Raw genomic sequence first — 26,585 nt, 5'->3', positions numbered from 1 at the left:
TGCGTTCATGCATTCAGTGTCGAACTCGGCCGACGCTCCTGACAGTGGCAGGACTGCCGCACCCCCTCGAATTACTGCCACACCTGAGGCACACTGACGGCATGCCGCCATGCCTGCGAGGTGAGTCGTGCTGAAGAACGTGGCCGTCGTCCTGCTCGACGGCGTGCATCCATTCGAACTGGGCGTCGTCTGCGAGGTGTTCGGCCTCGACCGCAGCGACCAGGGGCTGCCGGTGTACGACTTCGCGGTCGTCTCCGCCGAGGGCCCCACCCTGACCACACATGTCCCGGGCTTCACCCTCGGCACGCCGTACGGCCTGGACCGGCTCGACGAGGCCGATCTGATCGCCGTGCCCGCCGGCAACGACTTCATGGCCCGCCAGTGGCCGAGCGGGCTGCTCGACGCCCTGGTGAAGGCGGTGGACCGGGGTGCCCGGGTGCTGAGCGTGTGCTCCGGCGTGTTCGTGCTGGGAGCGGCCGGGCTGCTCGACGGGCGGCGCTGCGCGGCGCACTGGAAGCATGTCGACGAGCTGGCCCGGCGCTATCCGCGCGCGGTCGTCGAGCCCGATGTGCTCTACGTGGACGAGGACCCGGTGATCACCTCGGCCGGCACGGCCGCCGGGATCGACGCCTGTCTGCACATCGTGCGCAAGGAGGAGGGCACGGAGGTCGCCAACGCCATCGCCCGCCGGATGGTCGTGCCCCCGCACCGCGACGGCGGTCAGGCGCAGTACGTCGACCGGCCGCTGCCCGCGGCGCCGTGCGACACCGTCGGCGAGGTGCTCGCCTGGATGGAGCGCAACCTCGACGAGGAGGTCACCGTGGAGCAGCTCGCCGCCCGCGCGCTGATGTCCCCGCGCACCTTCGCCCGCCGCTTCCAGCAGGAGACCGGGACGACGCCGTACCGCTGGATCCTGCGCCAGCGTGTGCTGCTGGCCCAGCGGCTGCTGGAGGCCACGGACGAGACGGTGGACGCCATCGCCGGCCGTACCGGCTTCGGCACGGCGGCCGCCCTGCGCCATCAGTTCGTCCGGGCGCTGGGGACCACGCCGAACGCCTACCGGCGCACGTTCCGGGGTCCCGAGGCGGCCGCCTGAGCGGTGCCGTCAGCGCAGCACCGGCCGCAGCAGCAGCCGGTTGGGGCGCAGGGTGATGCCGATGCGGGTCGCGTCGTCGGAGCCGGCGACCTGCTCGAAGCGGTACTTGGCGGCCAGCGCCGCCGTGATCAGCGTGAGCTGGGCCATCGAGAAGTGGTCGCTCGGGCACTTCCGATTGCCCACGCTGAACGGGCTCATGGCGTATTTCGGCACGTCCTTGGCGCGCTCCGGAAGCCAGCGGTCGGGGTCGAACTCCAGGTTCCGCGCGTACGAACGCGGATCACGCTGGATCGCGTACGGGCTGTAGACGATGTCGGCCCCGGCCGGAATGCGATAGCCGCCGAGTTCGGTGTCGGTGACCGCCCGCCGGGTCAATATCCATACGGCGGGTCGCAAACGCATCGCCTCGACGACGACATTGTTGGTGTGGCCGAGCTTGCGGACGTCCTCGAATGCGACGGGCCTGGCACCCCCGGTCACGGATTCAACTTCCGCACACACCCGGTCCGCGTGCTCGGGATGTTCGGCGAGCACTTGGAGGAGCCACATGATCGTGGACGCCACGGTTTCGCTGCCGGGGGTGAGTATCGCGACGACCTGGTCGTGGATCTCCCGTTCCCCGATGGGGTCGCCATTCTCGTCCTTCGCTTCCAGCAATGCCGTCAGCAAATCGTCCGGCCTTTGACCGGATGTCCGGCGCTCGGCGACGATCTCGTCGACGACGAGATGCAGATCGGCCAGTGCGCGGTTGAATTCGCGGTTGGCCGGCAGCGGCAGCCGGTACAGCGGTCCGAGCGGCACCACCATGCGCCGGTACATGCCCTGGAAGACGACGGCGAGGGCGGCGCACAGCCGCTCGGCGCGCTCGTCCATGCAGTCGCCGCGCAGCAGACAGCGCGCGGCGATGCGCACGGCCACCCGGAAGGACTCGGAGGTGCACTCGACCGTCCGGCCGGGCTGCCAGCGCTCGGTCAGCGCATGCGCCTCCTCCTCCATGATCGAGCCGTAGCCGGGGATCGCGTCCAGCCGGAAGGCGGGCTGGATGGTGCGCCGCTGACGCCGGTGCCGGGGCCCGTTGGCGGTGGCCACGCCCTCCTTGCCGAGCAGCCCCTCCAGGGACTCCCACAGCGGGCCGTCGATCTTGAAGTCGGGGTTGAGGGCGAGCGCTCCGGTGAGGTCGGGCGTGGTGACGGCGTAGACCGTCTTGGGGCCGAGCCTGAGCCGCACGACGTCGCCGTGCTCGCGCAGCCGTGACATGAAGCTGAGCGGATCGCGGACCAGTTTCCAGCCGTGGCCGAGCAGCGGGATCCCGCCGCCGGCGAGGGGCGGCTCACGCGGTTCCGGCGTATCGGCCCCGAGTGGCCTGACGGACTCGACGGTCATTTCTCACCTGCCGCTTCGTTGTTGACGTACGGGGGTGTCGCACGGTCGTCCCAGCTGTCGACCCGGTAACGGCCGGACTCGTGGTGGAACCAGTACACGGAACTGAACCAGTTCCGCATATTTCCCAGGCATACGCGTACGGCAGTGCTCAGCTCCTTTCCCCGTACGGTGCCGTCGGCGAGGTCGTCCGCGAAGCCCAGCGCGTCCCGTTCGACGACGAGGAATTCCTCGATGCAGTGCACCACGCGCCGCCTGACTTCCGTGACGGCCTGCTCCAGCGTCAGTCCCTCATGCGTGATGAGGCTGATTCCGAGATTGTGGACCTCGTCGCCCGCTATTTCCTTGGGCAGCGAGCAGAGGTCGTTGTACCAGGCGGCGAATTCCTGGCTCAGCAGTGCAGCCCGGCGGAATGCGGGGTTTTTCCGCACACCGTCCGGGAGTTCGAGTTCCGCGCTCGCCTCGAGCAGGTCGGTCCAGATCCAGTGCGCGAAGGTGAGGCGGCGCAGGACGAGATACTCATCGACCGTCGGGACGATCCCCTCGATACGGTTGTGGAATTCCTGGTCGTACGCCTCGATCACGGCGTGGAAGTGCCCGGCGAAGCGCGCGTTCCAGGTCGCCGGCAGGAAGGAGTACAGCCGCTGGACGCTGTCCGCGAACCCCGCGACCAGGGCATCCGGGTGGTGCAGATGGGCCGCCGGGGAGTCCAGGGCCAGATGCAGCCGCCCCCGCAGCTCCTCCCAGGCCACCGCCCGGCCGTGGACGATGTCACGGTCGTGCCGGTCGTCCCAGACGAAGAACCACGCGCTGTAGTCCGCTATCGCCTGCATGACCTCGTCCGGGGCGCCGATGTAGTAGCCCGCCATCAGGTCGGTGTAGCAAAGGCCATCGGCATATTCCTCCACCTTGTCGGCGGGCATCAGCCGTTTTTCCAGCAGCCAGGTGCGTGTCTTCTCCTGTAGCCGGGGCCAATAGGAGTGCAGTTGCCGGTGAAACTCCGCTTCGATCACCGGCAGAGAGAGTGCTGGTGGGACCGCGAGCGCCGTCGATGTGGTGCCGTGTGGGAATGAAGACACGAACAGACCCCTCTCAGCCGACCAGAGTGCGCACACCCCTCCCGCCGTGCCGGGCGTGCGCCGTTGCGTATCCCCGCGCATCCCATTCAGCACTACAACTGACCGTTCTGGGAACGGATTTGCTCCATTCACTACCCCAACATGCTGACAAGCACCCCCTGTGTGACTGTTGTGGAGGGGCTGCGGATGCTATGGGGGCGAACATGTGACGGACTGACGAACGGGCACATGCGAGCGGCGCCCGTCCGGGATCAACTCCCGGGCGGGCGCCGCTCGTTCGAGGACAGGACGGCCCTCAGCCGTTGGCGACCACGGGGTAGCGGGGCTCATTCTCGGCCATCTGCCGCAGCGCGTCCTTGCGGTCCCGCTTGGAGAGGCGGTCGATGTAGAGGTAGCCGTACAGGTGGTCCGTCTCGTGCTGGAGGCAGCGGGCGAAGTAGCCGCTGCCGCGCACCTTGATCGGGTTGCCCTTCTCGTCCTGTCCGGTGACCTCGGCGTAGTCCGGACGGGCGAGCGGCATGTACGCCGTCGGCACCGACAGGCAGCCCTCGTTGCTGTCGTCCAACCGGCGTGTGTCGGCGGGCAGTTCGACCAGCTTGGGGTTGCAGACGACACCGACGTGGCGCGCGCCCTCGTCGTCCGGGCAGTCATAGACGAAGACCTTAAGGTCCACGCCGATCTGGTTCGCGGCCAGGCCCACGCCCTCGGCGGTGCGCTGGCTGGCGAACATGTCCGCGACCAGCTGCTGGAGCTCCTCACCGAAGTCGGTGACGTCCTGGCACTCCTTGTGCAGCACCGGGTTGCCGACGACGGTGATCGGCCGGGAGGTCCCGGCCTCCCGCCACGCCGCCTCCCGCTCCTCGGTGTCCACGCTGTCGATGACGAAGCCCTCGTCGTCCACGGGAAGCACGCCCGCGTGCTGCTGATCGGTGTCCTGCTGCGCCATGACCGACGTATGCCTTCCTCAACAAAATCAAAGTTGGATGCTGTAACAGGGTAAAGGTCGGCGCCGTCCGAGGGGCGCGGGCAAGGGCGCGACCGGCCTCGGGGAACCCGCGGCCGGCCGACGGCCTCAGCACACCTCTTCGAGATCCCGCCAGTCACGCGAGTCAGGACTGTCGGCGACCCATCCGTCCAACAGCCCCCGGACCAGCGAAGCCGGCGCAGCCACCCCGCACTCCCGCTCCGGCATCCAGAGCGACCCGTCGGTCCGGTGCCCCAAGGGCCCGGGATGCCCCGGCTCACTGTGATCGTGCGGATCGAGATGCTCCCCGTCGCCCTCGTCCGCCGGCATCCGCGACTCCGAGCACATCCGGCACAGCAACCGCACGGAAGAGGACCAGTCCTCCGCCGCGAACCCCGCGTCGGCGGCGAGCTGCTCCAGCGCGTCCCGGTCCGCCTCGGTCGCCGCCTCCAGCAGCACCACCCAGGTCGGTACCGGCGAGGGCGCCCACAGCTCGATCTCGTCGAAGACAGGGTAGGCGTGCCCGGCGGAGGTGGTCCGCTCGCCGTGCGGCACGCCGTCGTGCAGGACGACCTCGCCCCAGCGGCGCCCGGAGGACGGCAGCGGGATCGACAGCACCTCCACCCGGGCGGGGTCGAGCCTGCGCCCCCAGACGACCTCGGCCTCGCCCTCCGGCGACAGCCGCACCGCGGCGCTGCCCAGGTCCATGCCGACGGGCTCGCCGGAGACGGCCGCGCCGCCGGGCACCTGGAGCCCGTAGGCCTGCCAGGAGCGGCGGGCCAGCGGCCAGTCCTGCAGCGCGGTCGCCGCTATGCCCACGTTCCACCAGTCGGGTGCGCCGGTCTCCCGGTCGAGCAGGGCGACCGCGCGCAGACCGGCCGTGCGGGCCTGCTCCCAGTCGTGCCGGAACTTGTGCAGCAGGGCGAGGTTGAACCAGGACTCCGACAGCCACGGCTCCAGGTCGGCGGCGCGCGTCAGCAGCGCTCCCGCGTCCTCGTAACGGCCGTCGCCGATCAGCGTGAACGCGCGGTCCGTGGCCTGCCGCCAGGAGGCGGAGGGCCGGTGCCGTCCCTTGCCGAAGATCCTCACGATTCCCGCCTGCCAGTTCCGTTTAGTGGGCTGGCCAGTGCCCCGGACACTCTCTCTCCTTCGCATCCAACCACGTGCGGCCGGAAGGGCGCTCATTACCCATGGGTTACCCAGCCGCGGGCAGCGTCAGACAGCCTCTGGACAGCACCCGGGCCAGCGCTTCCACCACGTCCGGCGCATAGTCCCCGGCCGTCCCGAGCCGTAGATCCTCCAGGGCCTTGAGGGGTCCGCCGGGACCCGTGCCCTGTGCCTTCTCCTCGTACGCGTTCACCGCCCGGACGATCCGCGCGGCTGTCGGCTGTTCCCGGTAGGGGTCCGCCTGCCGCTCGACGATCACGGCGACCGCCGCGTCCCCGCCCGTCTGCCGTACGACCGCACCGCCTAGCAGCGCGATCCGCCGCCGCTCGGCCTCGGGCAGGTCGGCGGTGGCCCCGGCCGGGACCGGGTCGACCTGGCTGAGCTGCCCGATGTCGTGCATCAGGGCGGCGTGCTCCAGCACGGTCAGCTCCGCCCCGCACAGCCCCAGCTCCCGCCCGACGGCCAGGCTCAGCGCGGCGACCCGGCGGGCGTGGCCCGCGGGGGTGTACCCGGCGATCTCGGTGGCCCGCGCGAGGGAGGCGATGGTCTGCCGGTAGGTCGCGCGCACGGCGGCGTACCGGCGCAGCGACAGCTGGGTGAGCAGCAGGGGCAGGCTGAACACGGGCAGTGCCCACAGGCCGACGACGGCCACGGCGAGGGCCATCACCACGCCCGTGGCGACCACGGCGGACCCGATGCCCGGAATGGCCCGCACCTCGTCGCGCAGCAGCGGGGCGAACCGCCAGCCGGTGCGGGCGTGCGCCAGCACGGCGGCCAGCACCGCGTCGCACAGCGCGTTCAGGGCCAGCAGCCCGGCCAGCAGCCCGGCGAACTCCGGGCCGCTCCAGTCGGCGAACACGCCCTGGTTGTAGAGGGGTTGGAAGCAGATCGCGGCGAATCCGACGGTGAGCACCCGCCGGGCCAGATGGTCGGCGGTGGGCCCGTTTCCACGCGCGATGTGCGGCACGCCGCCGAGCAGGGAGGCGGCGGCGTCGGCAGACAGCACAGGGCGGCGAGGGCGACGCAGGTGATGTACACCTGTGCCCGCCGAGGTAACGCCTCCATGCGCCCCTCCCCGGGCATGACCGTGCCTGTCCAGGCTCCGGAGCCTAGGGCGGGGAGGGAGGCGTCCGGGGGCCGAAGCCCCTCGGATTAGCACGTTCGGGTGACGCCAGGGAGTCCGGGGAGGTCAGGACTCCTGCGCGGGCCGGGAGGTCAGGACTCCTGCGGGGTCACCGTGATGTCGTGCTCGGGCACCGTCTGCCCGGAGCGGATCAGATCGAGCCGCCCCATGACCTTGGCGCGCAGGTCGGTGGGCACGTCGTCATGCCCGCAGCACCGCTTGACGAGCTTCTTCACGGCCTGCTCCAGGCCGTACTTCTCCAGGCACGGCGAGCACTCCTGGAAGTGCTGCTTGAACTTGTCGCGATCGACGTCCGGCATCTCACTGTCGAGGAACTCGTAGAGATGGTCGAGTACCTCACTGCAGTCCGTCTCGTGCGGCCCTCCGCAGCTCATGAGCCCGAGCCTTTCGCTTCGTTCGACTCCCCGGCGCCCGCCGGGACCAGTCCGCGTTCGCGGGCGTAGTCCTCCAGCATGCCGCGCAGTTGACGGCGGCCCCGGTGCAGCCGGGACATCACCGTACCGATGGGTGTCCCCATGATGTCCGCGATCTCCTTGTACGCAAAGCCCTCGACGTCCGCGAGATAGACGGCGATGCGGAATTCCTCCGGGATCGCCTGGAGAGCTTCCTTCACGTCCGAGTCGGGCAGATGGTCGAGCGCCTGCGACTCCGCGGAGCGCAGACCGGTCGACATGTGCGACTCGGCGCGGGCGAGCTGCCAGTCCTCGATCTCCTCGGCCGCGCTGCGCTGCGGTTCACGCTGCTTCTTGCGGTACGAGTTGATGAAGGTGTTGGTGAGAATGCGGTACAGCCACGCCTTGAGGTTGGTGCCCTCGCGGAACTGGTGGAAGGACGCGTACGCCTTGGCGTACGTCTCCTGCACCAGGTCTTCCGCGTCGGCGGGGTTGCGCGTCATGCGCAGCGCGGCCGAGTACATCTGGTCGAGGTATGCGAGCGCGTCCCGCTCGAAGCGCGCGCTGCGTTCGTCGGCCGACTCCGAGCCGGTGTCCGCGCCCATGCCCTGGCCCTCGGGCAGCTCCGCCTGGCCGTTGTCGGTCCCTGCGTCGGTCCCAGTGACCGGACCCACCTCCTCAAGATCCCGGGCGGAACCGAGGCCGGTCCCACTCGTTTCGGAGGATAGAACACGACCCGTGTCCGCCGCCGCCCGAATCGGCGCGCTCCTGGCCGCGTGCAGCACCGTCCAGTCCAGGTCAGCGCGGCTGCCACGGCCCGAATCAGATGCCGCCGGACGCAGCCCGTCCACGGGGTGGGAGCCGGGCGGGCAGTAGGTCGAACCCATGCGGCGGACTTCCTCTCCTACGACGGTCTCGAATGCCGGGACGCCCGGCACTTCTGTCCGCGTCAACAGAGCTGTGGCGCTCCGCATTCCCGGGAGTTCAGCCGAGTGCCCCGGCCCACTCGACGACCGCCCCGGTGACGACGGCGAGGGCGTCCTGCTGGGTCAGCGGCGCCCGCTTGGGCACGGCGAGGCCGTGATCGCCGTAGGGCACCTCGACCAGTCGATGAGTGCCCTCGGGGAACTCCTCAGGTCTGCCGAAGGGGTCGTTGCCGCCCTGAACGACGAGCGTGGGCACGCCGGCCCCGAGCAGTTCGGCGGCGCGGGAGCTCTCGGGCTTGCCCGGCGGGTGCAGCGGGAAGCTGAGCGCGAGGACGGCGAGCGCGCCGAGTTCGGTGGCCGTGCGGCAGGCGACGCGGGCGCCGGCGGAGCGGCCACCGGAGACGACGGGCAGGCCGGGTGCGCTCACCGCGGGCCAGATGCCGCGCCAGCCGACGTCCAGCGTCTTCGGCGCGGTGGCGACCTTCCTGCCCGCGACCCGCCAGGGCTGTTCGACGAGGGCGACGCTCACCCCGTGCCCGGGGAGGGTGTGCGCGAGGGCCTGGAGGTCCCGGGCCTCGATGCCGCCGCCGGCGCCGTGGCTGACGGCGAGGACGAGGCGGGGCTGTGCCGCGGGGTGCCAGGTGATCCGGGCGTCCCCCGCCTCCGTGCTGATGGTCTCGGTGGTCACGTCAGAAGAGTGTGCCCTCTTCGGGGCCCTCCAGCTCCTTCAGCAGCTCCGGCCCGTTGTTGCGGACGTTGCTGACGGCCGTGGTCACCGGGTAGGCGCGCATCAGGCCGGCCGGCGGGGGCACGAGCAGCTCGCGCAGGCCGTCGGGGTCCGTGGCGGCGGGGTCCAGCCAGGCGTCCCAGCGGTCCGGGGTGAGCATCAGCGGCATGCGCGGATGGATCTCGGCGAGCGCGTGCGGGCCCTCGGCGGGCGCGACGGCCAGCGGGGTCGTCTCGGCCTCGGTGGTGATCACCGAGCAGGTCACCCACCAGGCCCGCGGGTGGTCGTCGGGCAGGGTGCCGTCCCGCCAGAACTCGTACAGCCCGGCCATGGCGAAGACGGAGCCGTCGGCGGGCAGCACGAAGTACGGCTGCTTGCGCGGGCGCTTCTTCTTCCCCTCCACCTCCAGGTCGCGCTCCTGCTTGCCGGTGACCCACTCGTAGTAGCCGTCGGCGGGCAGGATGCAGCGCCGGGCGGTGAAGGCACGGCGGTAGGAGGGCTTCTCGTGCACGGTCTCCGCGCGTGCGTTGATCATCCGGGCCGCACCCTCGGGCGTCTTGGCCCAGGACGGCACGAGCCCCCACTTCAGCTTGCGCAGCTGGCGAACCGGACGGCGGTCGTCCGCGTCCTTCAGGGGACGGTCCAGGACGGCGTAGACCTCCTTGGTGGGCGCCACGTTGTAGTCGGGCTCCAGAGTCTCCTCGGGTTCCCACTTCTCGATCTCGAAGACCCCCGCGAGGTCCTCGGGCCTACGACTGGCCGCATACCGTCCGCACATACGTGCCACACTGCCAGACTCCGTACCAGGACAGGGAGCGACCCGGGGACATGGACAGCAGTACAGCGACCTCTCTGTGGGACGAGCTCGTCGGCACCCAGTCCGACCCGGATCTGTGGGTGGTGATCGCGACCCTGGTCGCCGCCGCCGCGGTGGTCGTCCCGCCGGGCCCGTGGCGCATCGCCCGCAACGCGATCACCATCGCCCACGAGGGCGGCCACGGCCTGGTCGCGCTGCTCACCGGCCGCACCCTGACCGGTATACGTCTGCACTCGGACACCAGCGGCCTGACCGTCAGCCGCGGCAAGGCGCACGGCATCGGCATGATCCTCACGGCGGCGGCCGGCTACACGGCTCCCCCGCTGCTGGGCCTGGGCGGAGCGGCACTGCTCGCCGCGGGCCGCGTCACGCTGCTGCTGTGGCTGGCCACGGCGCTGCTGCTGGCCGTGCTGGTGATGATCCGCAACGCCTACGGGGCGCTCACCGTGGTACTGACCGGCGGAACCTTCCTGCTGGTGTCCTGGCTGGCCGGGCCCCAGGTGCAGGCGGCGTTCGCGTACGCGGTGGTGTGGTTCCTGCTGCTGGGCGGCGTACGCCCGGCGTTCGAGCTCCAGGCCAAGCGCCGCCGGGGAGGCGCGGGCGACTCGGACGCCGACCAGCTCGCCCGGCTGACGCACGCGCCGGCGGGGCTGTGGCTGTTCCTCTTCCACGCGGTGTCGCTGTGCTCCCTGATAGGCGGCGGACGCTGGCTGCTGGCGCTGTGACGCGGGGTGCGAGCGGGCGGACGGCCCCGTTCAGCTCTACCGGGACGCGATGGCGCGGGCGGTATGGACGTTGACGGCATGGCTCTCACGGAGGCCGTCGAGGACTTTCCGGTGCGCGCGGATCATCGATTTCTGTACGTCCGACTCAGCGGTGAACCAGATACCGAGCAGGCCACTCTCCCCCTTGCAGGAGATGTCGGCCACGGCGGTGGCGATCTCCTTTTCCGAGGGCTTCTCGTCCTTGAGCGAGAAACCGGTGGACGCGTCGATCGGTGTGGCGTATTCGAAGCCCTTTCGGCTCATACAGGCCGACCATTTCTGGGTGGCTCCGACGAGCCGTGAGTCCTTCTTCGCCCGCTCATAGCTGCTGACGGAAATTTCGCGCGCCACTTCGGCTCCGGGGGAACGGATGAACTTCGCCTCCAGATCGGCGACGGCCTTGCCCCGGCAGCCGTTCTCCGGAACGGCCTTGCCCGCGAATTGCTGCCCCGGCTCACTTCCGTACAGGACCCGCGCGATTTCCTCGCTCACCTCCGCGCCGGGAGGCGGTCCGTCCGGGGGCAGGTGATACCCGTAGGAACGGGCGTCGACGGCACTGGAAATGCCGTATCTGCGGTCCGCCCGGGGCGCTCCCCGAACGGGTTCGGGCCATCGGTAGTCCATGCCGAAGCCGGCCAGGCACGAATCGGTCAGCGCCTTCTTCGCGGCGTCGATCGCGATCTCGTCGTCCAGGCTGTAGCTGTACGCCGCGATGGGCAGCCGGAAGGTGAACTGCTCCGACGCCAGCCGGGCCGCCGCCGAGGGGGCGGGTCCGGCGGGGTCAGGGCGGGTGGCGGCGGGGCCGGAGTCCGCGCAGCCGGTCGCCGCACCGAGGAGGAGGCCCGCCACCGTCAGTCGGATCAAGAATGCCCGCATGACGAGCTCTCCTTTACGCGGTGTGCCGATTTTCGGAGATCAGAACCGGTAGCAGTCGGGGCGCGTGTAGCCCCAGCGGAAGGACGCGTTCTCGTTGTACGTGTAGTGCAGCTGGTCCGCGATGGCGAAGTCGGACAGGGTGTCGCAGGCGCCGACGTAGTTGCTGTTGTAGTAGATCGTGGCGTCGACGGACGTGTCGTTGTCCGCGCTGGCGGCGTTGTTCTTGATGCCCTGCCCCTGACCGGCACCGCCGGTCAGGAACTTGTAGGGGGCGAAATCGGGCACGTTGTCCCGGACGAAGTACGTGTACGAACCCTGCCGGTTGCTGTTGTAGAACAGCCGCAGACAGTTGTAGAGGGCGTCACAGGTCGTTCCCGAATAGGCGTTCGCCTCGGTCGAGACGGGCAGCACGGTGGCCGCCGCCGCGAGGACGGGGAGGGCTGCAATCAGGGGACGTCGGAATGAAAACACAGCAGATCAGCTCCGATCTCGAAATTCACGCGAAGTTGATCTTAGCGACGCCGAGATGAACGGGAAAGTGACTTTCTCTATTGTCATCCATAGTCGGTGTTGCGAATTAATTTGACATTCAACAGCAGTTTATGCATGGCCCGTCTCGCGCGGCCCGCATATATGCACAACATGTGGCGATGCCCGGTTTCATCGAGGTTTCGCCGTTATCGATCAAGATCTCCCCCCGTCGCCAGCCACTAAAGTGGGGCCCATGACCGTGAACCCCGCCCACACCGCACTCTGGCCCGCCCCGCACGCGAGCGGAGCCGTCGACGCGACGGTCCACGTGCCGGGGTCCAAGTCGGTCACCAACCGCGCACTCGTGCTCGCCGCCCTGGCGAGCGAACCCGGCTGGCTGCGCCGCCCGCTGCGCTCCCGCGACACCCTGCTGATGGCCGGCGCGCTGCGCACGATGGGCGTGGGCATCGAGGAGGGCGTGGGCCCGGACGGCACCGGCGAGTTCTGGCGGGTCATCCCCGCCGCGCTGCACGGCCCCGCCACGGTCGACGTCGGCAACGCCGGCACGGTCATGCGGTTCCTGCCGCCGGTCGCGGCGCTCGCCGACGGCCCCGTCCGCTTCGACGGCGACCCCCGCTCCTACGAGCGCCCCCTGAACGGCGTCATCGACGCCCTGCGCGTGCTCGGCGCCCGGATCGACGACGACGGCCGCGGCGCGCTGCCCCTCACCGTGCACGGCAGCGGCGCCCTGGACGGCGGCCCGGTGGAGATCGACGCCTCCTCGTCCTCGCAGTTCGTCAGCGCCCTGCTGCTGTCCGCCCCGCGCTTCAACCAGGGCGTCGAGGTCCGGCACACCGGCTCCACGCTGCCGTCGATGCCGCACATCCGGATGACGGTGGACATGCTGCGCTCGGTCGGCGCCCAGGTGGACACCCCCGAGTCCGGGGGCGAGCCGAACGTCTGGCGGGTCACGCCGGGCGCGCTGCTCGGCCGCGACCTGGTGATCGAGCCGGACCTGTCCAACGCCCAGCCGTTCCTGGCGGCGGCCCTGGTGACCGGCGGCAAGGTGCTGATCCCGGACTGGCCGACCCGTACCACCCAGCCGGGTGACCGGCTGCGGGAGATCTTCACCGAGATGGGCGGCTCCTGCGAGCTGACCGAGTACGGCCTGGTGCTCACCGGTTCGGGTGCCGTGCACGGCATCGACGTGGACCTCGGCGAGGTCGGCGAGCTGACCCCGGGCATCGCGGCGGTCGCGGCCCTCGCGGACTCCCCCTCCACCCTGCGCGGCGTGGCGCACCTGCGGCTACACGAGACCGACCGCTTGGCCGCGCTCACCAAGGAGATCAACGAGCTCGGCGGCGACGTCACCGAGACCGCCGACGGACTGCACATCCGACCCCGCCGACTGCACGGCGGCGTCTTCCACACCTACGAGGACCACCGCATGGCGACAGCCGGAGCGATCATCGGCCTGGCGGTCGAGGGCGTACAGATCGAGAACGTGGCGACGACGGCCAAGACACTGCCGGACTTCCCCGACCTGTGGACCGGGATGCTCGGGGCGTAGGGACGCGGGGAACCACCATGCGCCGCTACGGCAAGCACACCGACGAGGACGACATCCGCCAGCGCCCCAACCGCAAGGGGAACCGGCCGCGGTCGAACATCCGGCCCAAGCACGAGGACGCCGCCGAGGGCATGGTCCTCACCGTCGACCGGGGCAGGCTGACCTGCCTCGTCGACGAACAGCCCGTGATCGCCATGAAGGCCCGTGAACTCGGCCGCAAGGCCGCCGTGGTCGGCGACCGGGTCGCCCTGGTGGGCGACCTGTCGGGCAAGAAGGACACCCTCGCGCGGATCGTCCGCATCGAGGAGCGCGACTCGGTGCTGCGCCGCACCGCCGACGACGACGACCCCTACGAGCGGGTGGTGGTGGCCAACGCCGACCAGCTCGCCATCGTCACCGCCCTCGCCGACCCCGAGCCGCGCCCCCGGCTGATCGACCGCTGCCTGGTCGCGGCGTTCGACGGCGGTCTGACCCCGCTGCTGGTGATGACCAAGTCGGACCTCGCCCCGCCGGACGAGCTGCTGGAGCTGTACGGCGCGCTCGACATCCCGTTCGTCGTCACCAGCCGAGAGGAACTGGAGAGCGGCGGCGCGGCGGACCGGGTGCGCGAGCATCTGGCCGGAAAGATCACGGCGTTCGTGGGCCACTCCGGCGTCGGCAAGACGACCCTGGTCAACGCACTGGTCCCGCAGGACCGCCGCCGTCTGACCGGTCATGTGAACGCGGTGACGGGCCGCGGCCGGCACACCACGACGTCGGCGCTGGCGCTGCCGCTGTACGGGGCGGACGGCTGGGTGGTCGACACCCCGGGCGTACGGTCCTTCGGGCTGGCGCACATCGACCCGTCGCGGGTCATCCACGCCTTCCCGGACCTGGTGCCCGGCACCGAGGGCTGTCCGCGCGCGTGCAGTCACGACGAGCAGGACTGCGCGCTGGACGCCTGGGTGGCCGAGGGCCATGCCGACCCGGCGCGGCTGTACTCGCTGCGTCGGCTGCTGGCGACGCGCGAGCGCAGGGAAGGTGACTGACTCCCGCGTTGTTTGACTCCACGCGAGTCCGGTAAGGGCATAATCGCAAAAGCCGGACCCCAAGAGCGAGTAAAGCCTGACAATCGGTCTGCCGGCCGATCCGACGGCCGGCTGACAAGCGGTCACAGAGCGTCGCAGAGCGTGGAGTTACGGGAGGAACAGCACATGGCGTGGCTGCTGGTCATCGTGGCGGGGCTGCTCGAAACCGGCTTCGCCGTCTGCCTGAAGCTGTCGCACGGGTTCTCCAGACTCTGGCCCACCATCGCCTTCGCGATCTTCGCGCTGGGCAGTTTCGGCCTGCTCACACTGTCCCTGCGCAAGCTCGACGTGGGCCCGGCGTACGCGGTGTGGACCGGTATCGGCGCGGCGGGCACGGCGATCTACGGCATGGCCTTCCTCGGTGACGTGGTCTCCACACTGAAGATCGTGTCCATCGGGCTCGTCATCTGCGGGGTCATCGGGCTCCAGCTGTCGGGCTCGGCGCACTGAGGCCGACGCCGGTCGCAGCGGGCGGCCGGGCGGGCAGGGCCCCGCGGACGAGGTCCGCGACGCCGCCCTCGCCGGGCGGGGCGGAGACACAGGACAGGGCGAGCCGTACGGCCACCTCGCAGGAGCGGGCCAGGTCGGCGGCCTCCTGCCGGGTGCTCCCCGGGCCGGGCCCGGCGAGCGCGGCGAGTGCCCGGTCCCGTACGAGCGTCACGAAGTCCCCGGGCGAGGGCAGCGGCCCGTCCGCGCGGCGCTGCGCGGGCGCGGCCGAGGAGGACTGCACCGCGGTGAGCACGGGCGCGGGCAGCCGCTCGTTCCAGCAGCCGGTCAGCAGGGCCCGCACGAGCACGTTGTCGCGAGCGGTCGCGGTGGTCCACTCGGCGGCCGCGGTCAGCTTCTCGCCGGCGTCGGGGAACGCGGCGAGCGCCCGCTCGACCCCGGCCAGATACCCGTCCGCCTCACGCCGCACCAGCGCGCGGGCGAGCCCGTCCTTGCTCCCGAACTCGTTGTAGAGGGTCTGCCGGGACACCCCGGCCGAGGCCGCCACGTCCACCATCCGCACCGCGGACCACGCCCGCCGCGTCAACGCCGTATAGGCAGCATCCAGCAAAGATTCCCGCGCCGTCGGCATCATCGCCTCCCGGGGGCCACACCTCTGCGCCCAGATTTGACGCGCTCGCCGAGACTGTCAAGGGGTGCGGGCGGGGTGCGGCGCACGCGGCCGCCTCCCGGACACCCGCTGCCGACGGCCGCCGCGGGAGTACACGTCGCCGCCCCTGGCCGCGGGCATACGTGCCGCCCCTGGCCGCGGGCATACGTGCCGCTAAGGGCGGCACGGGTGGGCGCGGCGGCACCTCGACGCGCCGAGCTGCACACCGCCCCCGCCCACCCCCGGCTCCGCCCACCGCCGCGGTGGGCGGTCGCGCAGTCCCCCGCCCCCCTGGCCGCGGGACAGGCACGTCGCCACCGCGGGCGTACGCGTCGCCGTCGCCGCGGGCTGCGCAACGCCCTGGCCGCGGGCACACGTGCCGCTAAGGGCGGCACGGGTGGGCGCGGCGGCACCTCGACGCGCCGAGCTGCGCACCGCCCCGCCCCACCCCCGGCTCCGCCCACCCGGCCCGTGTCCACACTCCGGCCCCGGTGGCCCCGGGTCCACCAGGCCGGATACCGTTCCCCACATGGCCGATTACCTCGACGACCTCCGCCTCGCCCACGTCCTCGCGGACGCGGCAGACGCGACGACGATGGACCGCTTCAAGGCACTCGACCTGAAGGTCGAGACCAAGCCGGACATGACTCCGGTGAGCGAGGCGGACAAGGCGGCCGAGGAGCTGATCCGCGGCCAGTTGCAGCGCGCCCGCCCGAGGGACGCCATCCTCGGCGAGGAGTACGGCCTGGAGGGCACGGGTCCCCGCCGCTGGGTGATCGACCCGATCGACGGCACGAAGAACTACGTACGCGGCGTCCCCGTCTGGGCGACCCTGATCTCGCTGATGGAGGCTGCCGAGGGCGGCTACCAGCCGGTCGTCGGCCTGGTCTCCGCCCCGGCCCTCGGCCGCCGCTGGTGGGCCGCGAAGGGCCACGGCGCGTACACCGGCCGCAGCCTGTCCTCGGCCACCCGCATCCATGTCTCGGGCGTCTCCGGCCTCGCGGACGCCTCCTTCGCGTACTCCTCGCTCTCCGGCTGGGAGGAGCAGGGCCGGCTGGGCGGCTTCCTGGACCTCACCCGCGAGGTCTGGCGCACGCGCGCGTACGGCGACTTCTGGCCGTACATGATGGTCGCCGAGGGTTCGGTGGACATCTGCGCGGAACCGGAACTGTCGCTCTGGGACATGGCGGCCAACGCGATCGTGGTGACGGAGGCCGGCGGCACCTTCACCGGTCTCGACGGCCGCCCCGGCCCGCACAGCGGCAACGCGGCCGCGTCGAACGGTCTGCTGCACGACGAACTGCTGGGGTATCTCAACCCGCGCGGATGAGAAGCGGAATATCCGTCACGCGCCCTCAAACGGCCGCGTGCGCCCCCTTGTTGACCCGTTCTTGACCTGCCACCCTGAAAGTCCCCCCACTTGTGAACTTGTGAATCGATGAACAAGGGGCGGGAAACTCCAGGAGGTGGCTCAAGCCCATGCTCGTCCGTGACGCCATGAGCACGATGGTCCTCACCATCGGCCCCAACCACACCCTTCGTCAGGCCGCTGCCCTCATGTCCGCCCGCCGGGTGGGCGCGGCCGTGGTCCTCGACCCCGACGCCGGCGGCATCGGCATCCTCACCGAACGCGACATCCTCAACTCCCTCGGCCTGGGCCAGAACCCGGACACGGAACGCGCCCACGACCACACCACCACCGACGTCGTCTTCGCCGCGCCGTCCTGGACCCTGGAGGAGGCGGCCCGGGCCATGACGCACGGCGGCTTCCGCCATCTGATCGTGCTCGACCAGGGCGGACCGGCCGGCATCGTCTCGGTCCGCGACATCATCCGCTGCTGGGTACCGGCGCGGCAGCAGGTGCCCGCCTGACCCGGCCCGTCCGCCCGTACGACAACGGGCCGGACCTCCGCGGGGAGGTCCGGCCCGCGCCAAGACGGACGATCCGGTGCCGGGGTCAGCCGCGCAGGGCCACGACCGCGGCCCGAAGCCGCTTGCCGAAGTCCTCGTCCGCCCGGCGGAAGTTGCCGATCGCCCGCTCGACGATGTCGTCGCGCCCGACGCCGGCCATCGCCCCCGCCAGGTTCGCGACCAGCCGCTCCCGCTCCTCCCCGGCCATCAGCCGGTAGAGCGTGCCCGCCTGGACGAAGTCGTCGTCCTCGGCGTGCACGGGAGCCGGATGGTCGCCCGTGGCGCCGGTCACCGGGATTGACCGCCACAGCGGACGGCCGGTCCGCCGCGGGCCGCCGAAGCTGTTCGACTCGTAGTTCTTCGCGCCGCCGTGCCGGCCGTCGTACAGATGGCCGTCACGGGAGTCGGTACGCGCCTCGGTGGCGTGCGGACGGTTCACCGGCAGGTGGTCGGCGTTGATGCCGACGCGGTAGCGGTGCGCGTCGCCATACGCGAACAGCCGCCCCTGGAGCATCTTATCGGGCGACGGGCCGATGCCCGGCACGAAGTGCGCGGGCGAGAAGACGCTCTGCTCGACCTCGGCGAAGACGCTGCGCGGATTGCGGTTGAGCTCCAGCCTGCCCGCGGGCGTGCACGACCCACTCGGGGATGCGCTCGCGGTTGAAGTGGGCGCGCTTCTCCAGCAGGAGCTGGTCCTGGACCAGAACCGGGCCGCCGACACCGGCGGTCTCGCTGTTCCGGTTGTCGGCCACCGGGGCGCCGGCCTCGGTCGTAAGCGGTCCCTGGGTCACATGGGTCTCCTGCGCCATGTCGTGCTTGTCCTGCCCTTCGGCCAAGCCATTACCGATCCCACATTGGACTAAGTCCAACTCAAGCAGAGTTCTAAGTTCACACCAGGTCGCGACCTGGTCCCTCTAGCTGTTAGGCTGATGCCATGAGCGACCTTCTTGAGCGGCTGCGCGGACGCGGATGGCGGATGACCGCGCAGCGTCGTGTCGTGGCCGAGGTCCTGGACGGCGAGCACGTCCATCTGACGGCCGACGAGGTCCATGCGCGCGCGGTCACGCGACTGCCGGAGATCTCCCGGGCGACCGTCTACAACACGCTGGGCGAGCTGGTCACCCTCGGTGAGGTGCTGGAGGTCTCGACCGACCGACGCGCCAAGCGGTACGACCCCAACGCGCACCGTCCGCACCACCACCTGGTCTGCGCCCGGTGCGGCGCGATCCGGGACGTCCACCCCTCCGGCAACCCACTGGCCGACCTCCCCGACACCGAGCGCTTCGGCTTCACGGTCTCGGACGTCGAGGTCACCTACCGGGGTGTGTGCCCGGACTGCGCCAAGGCGTGACACTCGCCACATTCGCCACACTCACCGCATGAAGAAGGCCCCCGGCGTCGGGGGCCTTTCTCATGCCGCTTTTCCATGTGCGTACATCGCGCACCGGCTCAGCAAACACCGAGGGCCGGAACCCTTTCGGATTCCGGCCCTCGGCCTTCAGTAGCGGGGACAGGATTTGAACCTGCGACCTCTGGGTTATGAGCCCAGCGAGCTACCGAGCTGCTCCACCCCGCGTCGATGAATGCAACATTACGTCAGGGACGCGTACGGAAGCAAATCCATTCCTTGGGGGTGTGCGAGGGGGACCGCAGCCCCCGACGCCGGAGGTCGCGCACCGGCCTCCCCGAACTGATCACGCAGCCCCCCGCGCCCCTCAGGGCACCCAGCCGCGGGACGCGCGTCGCCACCACGGACGTGCGCACCGCGCGCGATGGGCAGGTGCCAGCCGTGACCGGTCGCGGTGTTCCCCACGCCCCTCCCCCGCTGCGGCACGCGAGCCGCCGCCGCTGCCCCCGCCCGCGAGCACGCCTGCCGCCCTGCGCACGTGCGGGCAGTATCGGACTGATCGCGCAGCCCCCCACGCCCCTCAGGGCACCCCAGCCGCGGGCAGGCGTGCCGCTAGGGGCGGCACGGGTGGGCGCGGCGGCACCTCGACGCGCCGAGCTGCACACCGACCCCCGCTTCAGCCGAAACGCCCCGGCTACGCCGACAACTCCTCACGCAGAGCGTCCCGCAGCCGCGCCGCCCGCTCCGCGACCTCCGCGGGCCCGAGCGACACCGCCCGGTCGGCCCACCGCTGCCCTTCCGCAAGCTCACCCCGACGTGCGTAGACGAGGGCCAACCGCAGCGCCGCCCGCCCATGCCCCGCATCCGCCGCCCGGGTCCACCACACCGCGGCCTCGGGCTCACTGCCCTCCCGCGCCAGCAGCAACCCGAGATTGAACGCCCCGTTCCGAGACCCGGCCTCCGCCGCGCACCGGTACCACCGCGCCGCCTCGACGACATCGCCCCGCGCCGCCGCCAGCATCCCGACCCGCACCTGGGCGCGCCGATGCCCCTGGGAGGCAGCCCGCTCGTACCACTCCTCGCACTCCGAACGCTCCCGCACCGGCTCCCCGAGCTCGTGCGCGGACACGGGCGGCCGACGAGCGTCCAGCAGCGCGGCCAGCCGATAGGCACCCTCCGCGCTGCCCCCGCCGGCGGCACACCGCAGATGACGTTCGGCCTCCTGCTCCTCGCCGTCGCGCAGCCGCGCGATCCCGACCTGGAGCGCGGCCTCGGTGTGCCCGGCGGCCGCCGCCCGCTCGTACCAGCGCAGCGCCGTCACGTCCTCGCCCCGCCCGGCGTAGAGGATGCCGAGGTTGAACGCGGCGTCCACGCTCCCGGCCTCCGCGGCCTTGGAGAACCACGGCTCCGCGCCTGTCGGGTCGCTGCCCTGCAGCAGCAGAACGGCCAGCGCGTTGGCGGCCTCCCGGTGCCCGGCGTAGGCGGCGCGCCGGTACCACTGCTCGGCCTGCGGGACGCGGTTCTGCTCGGCGCAGAGCAGCCCGAGGTTGTACGCCCCGTTCACATCGCCCGCGTCCATCGCGGCCCGGTACCAGCGCTCGGCCGTCTGCGGCTCACCGCGCTCGGCGTGCAGCGCGCCCAGCGCGTTCGCCGCGTTGCCGTCGCCGTCCTGCGCGGCGCGCAGCCACCACACGGCGGCGCTCTCGGTGTCCCCGGCGTCGCGCAGCAGGAAGCCCAGCGCGCACGCGGCCCGCGCCTCGCCGTCCTTGGCGGAGGTCAGATACCAGCGCCCCGCCTCCTTCAGCTCACCGCGCCGTTCGAGGATCGCGCCGAGCTGGAGCGCGGCCCGCCGGTGTCCGCGCGCGGCGGCCTGCCGGTACCACTGCTCGGCGTCCTCGGAGACCCCCGCCATGACACCGTCGTCCGGCCCGGCCTCCCCCTCGGGTGTCCCCTTGCGGTCGAGTGCCCTGGCCAGGCGGTACGCCGCCTCCCGGTGCCCGCGCTCCGCGGCAGCCCGCAGCCACCGCTCGGCACCGGCGTCACCGCGGTGCTCCAGCAGGTCGGCGAGCGCGTAGGCGCCCAGGGCGTGGTCCTGCTCGGCGGCCTGGCGCAGCCAGTACTCGGCGGCGGGTTCGTCCCCGCGCTCACGGTGATGCCGGCCGAGCGCGTGCGCGGCGGGCGCGGACCCGGCGACGGCGGCGATCCGCCACCATCCGGCGGCCTCGTCGGCGTAGCCGCGCTGGTGCAGCAGGACACCGAGGTTGTTGGCCGCGGCCCGGTCGCCGGCGGCGGTGGCGGCACGCAGATGAGGCTCGGCTCCGTCGAGATCACCGCGGCGCAGCAGCATGGCTCCGAGGACGCTCATGGCCTCGACGTCGCCGGCCTCGGCGGCGATCAGATGCTGCGCCCCCTCCGCCGCTTCGCCCGTTTCGTCCCGTTCTGGGCTGGGTTCCACGCGGCCGGAAGGCTGCACAAATCGCCCTGTCTCCAACAGAGTTGCCTTGTCCCCCATAACGTCCATCGTCGCACCACCTGCAACCTGGGTACACCCGGTATATCGCAGCCCGTGAGGTCACTTCAGCGTTTTGTCGACATGCCCACAGAGAGACAAGTCAAACACAGTTCCCCCAACTCCCCACGGCGGCGCGACGATCCCCGGCGTCGGCACATGCGTTCGCACACCACGAAGGCCCGGATCCTGTTTCGGATCCGGGCCTTCGCCTGTCGAACGGCGTGCCGTCGACTTGAGTAGCGGGGACAGGATTTGAACCTGCGACCTCTGGGTTATGAGCCCAGCGAGCTACCGAGCTGCTCCACCCCGCGCCGTTGTTTGACAACCGTATCACGGCGCGGGGAGAGCTCTCGCCCGATCACCCTGCTCAGCCGCTTGGACTGCTGCTCGGGCTGCTGCTCGGGGTGCTGCTCGGACGGGTACTCGGACTGCTGCCCGGGCTCGGGCCGCCGGTGGCGCCGCCACCGGCGCCTCCACCCGAAGCGGCCTTGTTCTGCGCCTCCTCGGCGCGCTTGAGGGCCGCTTCCAGATCCGCCTGCGCCTTGCCGTACGCCTCCCAGTCGCCCTTCTTCAGGGCTTCCTGGCCCTCGTCGAAGGCCTTCTGGGCGTCGTCCAGCGCCTGCTGGACCGTCGGGTTCTTCGACGTCGGCGGCTGGTCGGTGCCACCGCCCTCGTCCGGCGGCTCGGGCCTCGAACCCTCCGCGCCGAACACCTTGTTGAGGGCCGCGTCGAGGGTGTCCTCGAAGGCCGTCTGGCCGCCGTAGGTCACCAACACCTTGCGCAGCAGCGGGTACTTCAGTCCGCCACCGCGTACATAGACGGGTTCGACGTAGAGCAGTCCGCCGTCCAGGGGCACCGTCAGCAGATTGCCGTACTCGACCTCGGAGTCGCCGCCTCTCAGCAGCCTGATCGATTCGGCGATATCCTGTTCGGAGTTGAACTGGCTCTGCACCTGTTTGGGTCCGTCGACCGTGGTGCTCGTCGGCAGTTTCAGAATTCTGATCTTGCCGTAGTCGCCGGTGCCGGCCTCGGCGTCGACCGCCATGAACGCACTGAGGTTGTCACGCCCGTTGGGCGTGAACGTCGTGGTCAGCGAGAACGCCTGCGCCTGCTGGTCCGGCATCTTCATGCTGAGGTAGTACGGCGGCACCGCGTTGCCCGACTTGTTGGTCGGGTCGTCCGGCACCTGCCACACCTCACTGCCGCTGAGGAAGGTGTTGGCGTCCTTGACGTGGTAGCGGGCGAGCAGCTCGCGCTGGACCTTGAACAGGTCCTGCGGGTACCGCAGATGCGCCATCAGGTCCTGCGAGATGGCGGTCTTGGGTTCGACCGTGTCGGGGAACGCCTTCATCCAGGTCTTCAGAACCGGGTCCTTGGTGTCCCACTGGTAGAGCTTGACCTCACCGGTGTACGCGTCGACGGTCGCCTTCACCGAGTTGCGGATGTAGTTGACCTGGTTCTGCTGCGCCACCACCGCACGCGAGTTGTTCGTCGCGGTCAGCGAGTCGGCCGTGGTGTCACCGAGCGTCGTACGCGAGGCGTACGGGTAGCCGTTGGTGGTGGTGTAGGCGTCGACGATCCACTGGATCTTGCCGCCCACGATCGCCGGGTAGGCGTCACCGTCGATGGTCAGCCACGGTGCGACCGCCTCGACCCGGTCCTTCGGCGTGCGGTTGTACAGAATGCGCGAACCCTCGCCGATGGCCCCGGAGTACAGGATCTGCGGCTCGCTGAGCGCCACCGCGTACGCGGCCCGGTTGATCGGGTTGGAGAGGTTGACGCCGCTCTTGGCCTTGTAGCTGTACGTCTTCTCTCCGCTGTCGTCGGAGTAGTCGATCTCCTTCTGGGGACCGCCGACGATGGAGTACGCGTCGGTCTTCTCGCCGTAGTAGACCCGCTGCTCGTACGTGCCCAGGTCGCCCTGGGAGGGCAGGTCGGACTCGGTGAAGACCGGGCGGCCCTCGGCGTCGGCGGTGGTGCCCTTGGCGGCGACCACGCCGTAGCCGTGCGTGTAGCGGAAGTGGTTGTTGATCCAGTTCTGCTTGTCCACGCCGCTCAGGTTCAGCTCACGCAGGCCGATGACCGTGTCCTGGTCGGTGCCCTTGTCGTTGTAGCGGTCGACGTCCAGGTTGGTCGGGAACGCGTAGTACTTCCGCATCTGCTGAAGCTGCTGGAACGTCGGCGAGACGATGTTCGGGTCCATGATGCGGATGCTGGCCGTGGCGTCGACGTCGTCGCGCAGCTTGGTCTGGTCCGCGGTGTTGCCCTTGCCCGAGTAGTCCGTGACCTGGGCGCCGTCGATGCCGTACGCCTCACGCGTCGCCTTGAGGTTCTTCTCGACGTAGGGCGCTTCCTTGGCCTGCTCGTTCGGCTGGACCTGGAACTTCTGGACGATCGCCGGGTACAGGCCGCCGATGAGGATCGCCGACAGGACCATCAGGCCGAAGCCGATCACCGGCAGCTGCCAGGTGCGCCGCCACAGGGTGGCGAAGAACAGCAGGGCGCAGATGACCGCGATGCAGAACAGGATCGTCTTGGCCGGCAGATAGGCGTTGGCGTCGACGTAGCGCAGGCCGGTCCAGTTGTCCGTGGCCTTGAAGTCGCTGGACTTCACCGCCAGGCCGTACCGGTCGAGCCAGTACGCGACCGCCTTCAGCGTGACGAACACGCCCAGCAGCACCGACAGATGCCCGGTGGCCGCGGCCGTGGCGCGCGCTCCCGGGCTGGTGACGCGCAGCCCACCGTACAGGTAGTGGGTCAGCGTGGCGGCGATCAGCGACAGGATCGTCGCGGCGAAGCCGAAGCCCAGCAGGAAGCGGTACCAGGGCAGGTCGAAGGCGTAGAAGGACACGTCGAGGTGGAACTGCGGGTCCTTCTTGCCGAAGGAGACGCCGTTGACCCACATCAGCCAGGTCCGCCACTGGCCGGAGGCGGACGCGCCGGCGATCAGGCCCACCAGGGCGGTGATCGCGAGCAGCAGCCACTTCTTGTAGGGCGCGATCCCCATCCGGTAGCGGTCCAGGCTCTGCTGCTCCATGGACATGGCGCTCAGCGGCGGACGCAGCCGGTGGGCCAGCCAGATGTTGAAGCCGACCGCGAGGGCCATCAGCAGGCCGAAGACGAAGAACAGTCCGATCTTGGTCGACAGCGTGGTGGTGAAGACGGACGAGTAGTTCACCGACCGGTACCAGAGCCAGTCCGTCCAGAAGCCCGCGAACATGGTGAACGTCATGCCGAGCACGGCAAGGACACCCAGTGTCATGAGCAGGGTCCGGACACGCCGGGACGGGCGGCCCACTCTGATCCGCGGCCCCGACGGGCCTCCGCCGCGGTCCGGCATCTGGAAAGCCAAGGTGCGCACCTCGAAGTTCGCTGTTGATCCGTCAGGCCCCCGGGTCGGGTGGCCGGCGGTCGGGCCCCGTGATCGTAGGCCCACACCTATGCAACTTACTCACGCTTTACTCGGTTCCCGATTCAGGTCACGAACCAGGCAGGATTGTGACCATGTCCAACACACCCATGGCGGCGAGCCCGCTCACCCGGGCCGTGCTCGAGATCGACGAGTACGCCTCCGGCCTCGGCTGGGACCAGCCCGCCCGCCTCTTCGCCCTCGTAGACACCACTCGGCTGCGGACCCAGGAGCCCGCGCTGGCGGAGCAGCTCGGCCTCGGGGACGAGCCGGAGACCACCGGTCTCACCCCGATCGAGCAGGACGAGATTCCAACGGACAAGGCGCTCGACGAGTTTCTCGGCACCATCGCCTGGCCCGACGCCGTGGCCGGCTGCGCGCTCACCGTGGAGCGGCTGATGCTGCCGCCGTCCGCGGAGGCCCAGGTTCCGGACGGTCTCAGCAAGGCCCAGCTGGCGAAGTGGGTGGCCCGCCACCCCGAGCGCCAGGAGGTCCGCATGACGGTCGCGGTGCTGCGCGACGGCTCGCGCGACTCGGCGCTGCGGCTGCGCGAGAAGGACACCCCGACCGAGGTGCTGACCGGGCCCGAGCTGGTGCCGGGGCTCGCGGAGGCCCTCGCGGCGACGTTCGAGGACTGAGCGCGGCCCTTCGTACGGCACAGGCAACACGGCAAATTTCGTACGGCAGCCCAGCGACAAAGACGCCGGGGGCGCCCCTGCATCAGGGGCGCCCCCGGCGTCGTCCGTCCGCGTTCAGCCGGTCGTGCACTTCGGCAGGTCGTCGGTGTTGCCGGAGCGGATGTCCTCAAGGGCGTCGAGGGCGTCCCCGATGGTGCCCACCTTGACCAGGCGCAGCCCGGAGGGGGTGTCCTCGGCGGCGGAGGCGCAGTTCTCGGCGGGCGTCAGGAAGTACTTCGCGCCCTTGTCGCGGGCGCCCACCGTCTTCATCTCGATGCCGCCGATCGGGCCGACCTTGCCGTCGTCGCCGATGGTGCCGGTGCCCGCCACGAACTGGCCGCCCGTGAGGTTGCCCGGCGTGAGCTTGTCGTAGATGCCGAGCGCGAACATCAGTCCGGCGCTGGGGCCGCCGACGTCGGCGAGCTTGATGTCGATGGTGAACGGGAAGGTGTGGTCCGTCCCGGCGGAGATGCCGACGATCGCGCGCTTCTCGCCGTCGTCGTCGGAGGCCGTCGTGGTGATCGTGACCTTCTTGGTCTGCGTCGGCGTCCGGTTCTCCTTCTCCGCGGCGGCCTGCTCCTTGGCGGGCACGATGGTGAAGACGACGTCCTCGCCCGGCTTGTGCTTGGTCACCAGTTCGGCCACGTCGGTCGGCTGCTTCACCGCCGTACCGTCCACCGCCTTGATCACGTCACCGGCGTGCAGCGCGCCCTCCGCGGGCGAGTCCTTCACGACCGTGGAGACGACCACCCAGGACCTCACGGGGACGTCCAGTTCCTTCAGGGCGGCGACCTTGGCGCTCTCCTGGGACTGGCTGAACTCCTCCGCGTTCTCCTGGGTCGACTCCTCCTCGGTCTTGCCGTCCGGGTAGAGCGTGTCGTGCGGCACGACCTTGTTGTCGTGCGCGAGCCAGCCGTAGACCGCCTCGACCAGGTTCATGCGGTAGTCGGCGCTGGTCACGCGGACGGTGGTCATGTTGAGGTTGCCGGTCGTCGGGTAGGTCTTGCGGCCCGAGATCTGCAGCACCGGTTCGCCGTCGTGCTCGCCGAGGGTGTTCACCGTGGGGCCGGGGGACATCTCCGAGTACGGCACTTTGATGAGTACTCCCGCGCACAGGAGCGCGATCAGCATCAGGGTGGAGGCGAGCATCGTCGCGGTGCGGCGTGGCATGCCAAGACAGTACGTGACGAGT

24 protein-coding genes, 2 tRNA genes and 1 pseudogene are annotated in these 26,585 nt (G+C 70.5%); 9 read left to right on the top strand and 18 right to left on the bottom strand.

The genetic code is table 11. The features are described 5' to 3' along the window. The first annotated feature begins 127 nt into the window (after positions 1 to 127). The gene (locus tag ABZZ79_RS04555; protein ID WP_356686391.1) at positions 128 to 1,096 is read left to right on the top strand and encodes a helix-turn-helix domain-containing protein; all 969 of its coding nucleotides are present in this window, start codon (positions 128 to 130) and stop codon (positions 1,094 to 1,096) included. 9 nt (positions 1,097 to 1,105) lie between these two features. On the opposite strand, the gene ABZZ79_RS04550 is transcribed toward ABZZ79_RS04555, so the two are convergent. The 9 genes from ABZZ79_RS04550 to ABZZ79_RS04510 all read right to left on the bottom strand — a co-directional run bounded on the left by ABZZ79_RS04550 (position 1,106) and on the right by ABZZ79_RS04510 (position 9,653). After that, on the bottom strand, positions 1,106 to 2,479 hold the full coding sequence (locus ABZZ79_RS04550) for a cytochrome P450 (RefSeq protein ID WP_356686389.1): 1,374 nt from the start codon (positions 2,477 to 2,479) through the stop codon (positions 1,106 to 1,108). Next, entirely contained in the window at positions 2,476 to 3,555 is a 1,080-nt protein-coding gene (gene cyc1, locus ABZZ79_RS04545) for an epi-isozizaene synthase (protein WP_356686387.1), read from the bottom strand. The genes ABZZ79_RS04550 and cyc1 overlap by 4 nt, the downstream gene beginning before the upstream one ends. Before the next feature lie 295 nt (positions 3,556 to 3,850). Next, positions 3,851 to 4,501, bottom strand: coding sequence for a peptide deformylase (gene def, locus ABZZ79_RS04540; protein WP_356686385.1), 651 nt, complete (start codon positions 4,499 to 4,501; stop codon positions 3,851 to 3,853). A 126-nt stretch (positions 4,502 to 4,627) separates the two neighbouring features. Beyond that, the gene (locus ABZZ79_RS04535) at positions 4,628 to 5,608 is read right to left on the bottom strand and encodes a hypothetical protein (protein ID WP_356686383.1); all 981 of its coding nucleotides are present in this window, start codon (positions 5,606 to 5,608) and stop codon (positions 4,628 to 4,630) included. A 106-nt stretch (positions 5,609 to 5,714) separates the two neighbouring features. Then, a complete protein-coding gene (locus ABZZ79_RS04530) occupies positions 5,715 to 6,692 on the bottom strand; it encodes an HD domain-containing protein (RefSeq protein WP_356686381.1) in 978 nt (325 codons plus the stop codon). 209 nt (positions 6,693 to 6,901) lie between these two features. Further along, complete coding sequence (gene rsrA, locus ABZZ79_RS04525; RefSeq protein ID WP_356686379.1) at positions 6,902 to 7,204, bottom strand: mycothiol system anti-sigma-R factor; 303 nt, start codon at positions 7,202 to 7,204, stop codon at positions 6,902 to 6,904. Further along, a complete protein-coding gene (locus ABZZ79_RS04520; RefSeq protein ID WP_356686377.1) occupies positions 7,201 to 7,896 on the bottom strand; it encodes a sigma-70 family RNA polymerase sigma factor in 696 nt (231 codons plus the stop codon). Before ABZZ79_RS04520 ends, rsrA begins: the two co-directional genes overlap by 4 nt. A gap of 310 nt (positions 7,897 to 8,206) precedes the next feature. Then, the gene (locus ABZZ79_RS04515) at positions 8,207 to 8,836 is read right to left on the bottom strand and encodes an alpha/beta family hydrolase (RefSeq protein ID WP_356686375.1); all 630 of its coding nucleotides are present in this window, start codon (positions 8,834 to 8,836) and stop codon (positions 8,207 to 8,209) included. 1 nt (position 8,837) lies between these two features. Next, complete coding sequence (locus ABZZ79_RS04510) at positions 8,838 to 9,653, bottom strand: SOS response-associated peptidase (RefSeq protein WP_356686373.1); 816 nt, start codon at positions 9,651 to 9,653, stop codon at positions 8,838 to 8,840. Between the two features lie 50 nt (positions 9,654 to 9,703). Here ABZZ79_RS04510 and ABZZ79_RS04505 point away from each other — a divergent pair, with 50 nt between their 5' ends. Further along, positions 9,704 to 10,417 carry a M50 family metallopeptidase gene (locus tag ABZZ79_RS04505; protein WP_356686371.1) on the top strand — a complete coding sequence of 238 codons (714 nt, stop codon included), beginning with the start codon at positions 9,704 to 9,706 and terminating at the stop codon, positions 10,415 to 10,417. A gap of 36 nt (positions 10,418 to 10,453) precedes the next feature. On the opposite strand, the gene ABZZ79_RS04500 is transcribed toward ABZZ79_RS04505, so the two are convergent. Continuing rightward, the gene (locus ABZZ79_RS04500; protein WP_356686370.1) at positions 10,454 to 11,332 is read right to left on the bottom strand and encodes a hypothetical protein; all 879 of its coding nucleotides are present in this window, start codon (positions 11,330 to 11,332) and stop codon (positions 10,454 to 10,456) included. Between the two features lie 39 nt (positions 11,333 to 11,371). After that, positions 11,372 to 11,803, bottom strand: coding sequence for a peptidase inhibitor family I36 protein (locus ABZZ79_RS04495; RefSeq protein WP_356686368.1), 432 nt, complete (start codon positions 11,801 to 11,803; stop codon positions 11,372 to 11,374). Between the two features lie 253 nt (positions 11,804 to 12,056). Here ABZZ79_RS04495 and aroA point away from each other — a divergent pair, with 253 nt between their 5' ends. The 3 genes from aroA to ABZZ79_RS04480 all read left to right on the top strand — a co-directional run bounded on the left by aroA (position 12,057) and on the right by ABZZ79_RS04480 (position 14,890). Beyond that, the gene (gene aroA, locus ABZZ79_RS04490) at positions 12,057 to 13,373 is read left to right on the top strand and encodes a 3-phosphoshikimate 1-carboxyvinyltransferase (protein WP_356686366.1); all 1,317 of its coding nucleotides are present in this window, start codon (positions 12,057 to 12,059) and stop codon (positions 13,371 to 13,373) included. 17 nt (positions 13,374 to 13,390) lie between these two features. Then, positions 13,391 to 14,401, top strand: a complete 1,011-nt coding sequence (gene rsgA, locus ABZZ79_RS04485) for a ribosome small subunit-dependent GTPase A (protein WP_356686364.1) — start codon at positions 13,391 to 13,393, stop codon at positions 14,399 to 14,401. A 165-nt stretch (positions 14,402 to 14,566) separates the two neighbouring features. After that, the gene (locus ABZZ79_RS04480; RefSeq protein ID WP_356686362.1) at positions 14,567 to 14,890 is read left to right on the top strand and encodes a multidrug efflux SMR transporter; all 324 of its coding nucleotides are present in this window, start codon (positions 14,567 to 14,569) and stop codon (positions 14,888 to 14,890) included. Here the strand turns inward: ABZZ79_RS04480 and ABZZ79_RS04475 are convergent. Then, a complete protein-coding gene (locus tag ABZZ79_RS04475; RefSeq protein ID WP_356686671.1) occupies positions 14,856 to 15,518 on the bottom strand; it encodes a TetR/AcrR family transcriptional regulator in 663 nt (220 codons plus the stop codon). The genes ABZZ79_RS04480 and ABZZ79_RS04475 overlap by 35 nt on opposite strands. 547 nt (positions 15,519 to 16,065) lie before the next feature. Between ABZZ79_RS04475 and hisN the strand changes: the two genes are divergently transcribed. Next, complete coding sequence (gene hisN / locus ABZZ79_RS04470; RefSeq protein WP_356686360.1) at positions 16,066 to 16,866, top strand: histidinol-phosphatase; 801 nt, start codon at positions 16,066 to 16,068, stop codon at positions 16,864 to 16,866. A gap of 149 nt (positions 16,867 to 17,015) precedes the next feature. Continuing rightward, the gene (locus ABZZ79_RS04465; RefSeq protein ID WP_356686358.1) at positions 17,016 to 17,408 is read left to right on the top strand and encodes a CBS domain-containing protein; all 393 of its coding nucleotides are present in this window, start codon (positions 17,016 to 17,018) and stop codon (positions 17,406 to 17,408) included. Between the two features lie 85 nt (positions 17,409 to 17,493). Here the strand turns inward: ABZZ79_RS04465 and ABZZ79_RS04460 are convergent. Beyond that, positions 17,494 to 18,238: pseudogene (locus ABZZ79_RS04460) on the bottom strand (catalase). A 143-nt stretch (positions 18,239 to 18,381) separates the two neighbouring features. On the opposite strand from ABZZ79_RS04460, the gene ABZZ79_RS04455 reads away from it, so the two are divergent. Next, positions 18,382 to 18,798 carry a Fur family transcriptional regulator gene (locus tag ABZZ79_RS04455; RefSeq protein ID WP_356686356.1) on the top strand — a complete coding sequence of 139 codons (417 nt, stop codon included), beginning with the start codon at positions 18,382 to 18,384 and terminating at the stop codon, positions 18,796 to 18,798. Between the two features lie 151 nt (positions 18,799 to 18,949). On the opposite strand, the gene ABZZ79_RS04450 is transcribed toward ABZZ79_RS04455, so the two are convergent. From ABZZ79_RS04450 to ABZZ79_RS04435, 4 genes are all read right to left on the bottom strand, one after another. Next, positions 18,950 to 19,023, bottom strand: a tRNA-Met gene (locus ABZZ79_RS04450). A gap of 466 nt (positions 19,024 to 19,489) precedes the next feature. After that, positions 19,490 to 21,316, bottom strand: coding sequence for a tetratricopeptide repeat protein (locus tag ABZZ79_RS04445; RefSeq protein ID WP_356686354.1), 1,827 nt, complete (start codon positions 21,314 to 21,316; stop codon positions 19,490 to 19,492). 228 nt (positions 21,317 to 21,544) lie between these two features. Continuing rightward, positions 21,545 to 21,618: transfer RNA gene (locus ABZZ79_RS04440), tRNA-Met, on the bottom strand. 56 nt (positions 21,619 to 21,674) lie between these two features. Continuing rightward, on the bottom strand, positions 21,675 to 24,647 hold the full coding sequence (locus ABZZ79_RS04435) for a UPF0182 family protein (protein ID WP_356686669.1): 2,973 nt from the start codon (positions 24,645 to 24,647) through the stop codon (positions 21,675 to 21,677). Positions 24,648 to 24,811: 164 nt separating this feature from the next. On the opposite strand from ABZZ79_RS04435, the gene ABZZ79_RS04430 reads away from it, so the two are divergent. Next, positions 24,812 to 25,354, top strand: coding sequence for a PPA1309 family protein (locus ABZZ79_RS04430; protein ID WP_356686352.1), 543 nt, complete (start codon positions 24,812 to 24,814; stop codon positions 25,352 to 25,354). A gap of 114 nt (positions 25,355 to 25,468) precedes the next feature. Here ABZZ79_RS04430 and ABZZ79_RS04425 read toward each other — a convergent pair whose 3' ends face one another. Beyond that, the gene (locus ABZZ79_RS04425) at positions 25,469 to 26,563 is read right to left on the bottom strand and encodes a PDZ domain-containing protein (RefSeq protein WP_356686350.1); all 1,095 of its coding nucleotides are present in this window, start codon (positions 26,561 to 26,563) and stop codon (positions 25,469 to 25,471) included. Between the last annotated feature and the right edge of the window lie 22 nt (positions 26,564 to 26,585).

Origin of the sequence: Streptomyces sp. NPDC006458 (genome assembly GCF_040612135.1) — a bacterium.
Lineage (GTDB): Bacteria > Actinomycetota > Actinomycetes > Streptomycetales > Streptomycetaceae > Streptomyces.
This window is presented reverse-complemented; position numbering and strand designations above follow the sequence as displayed.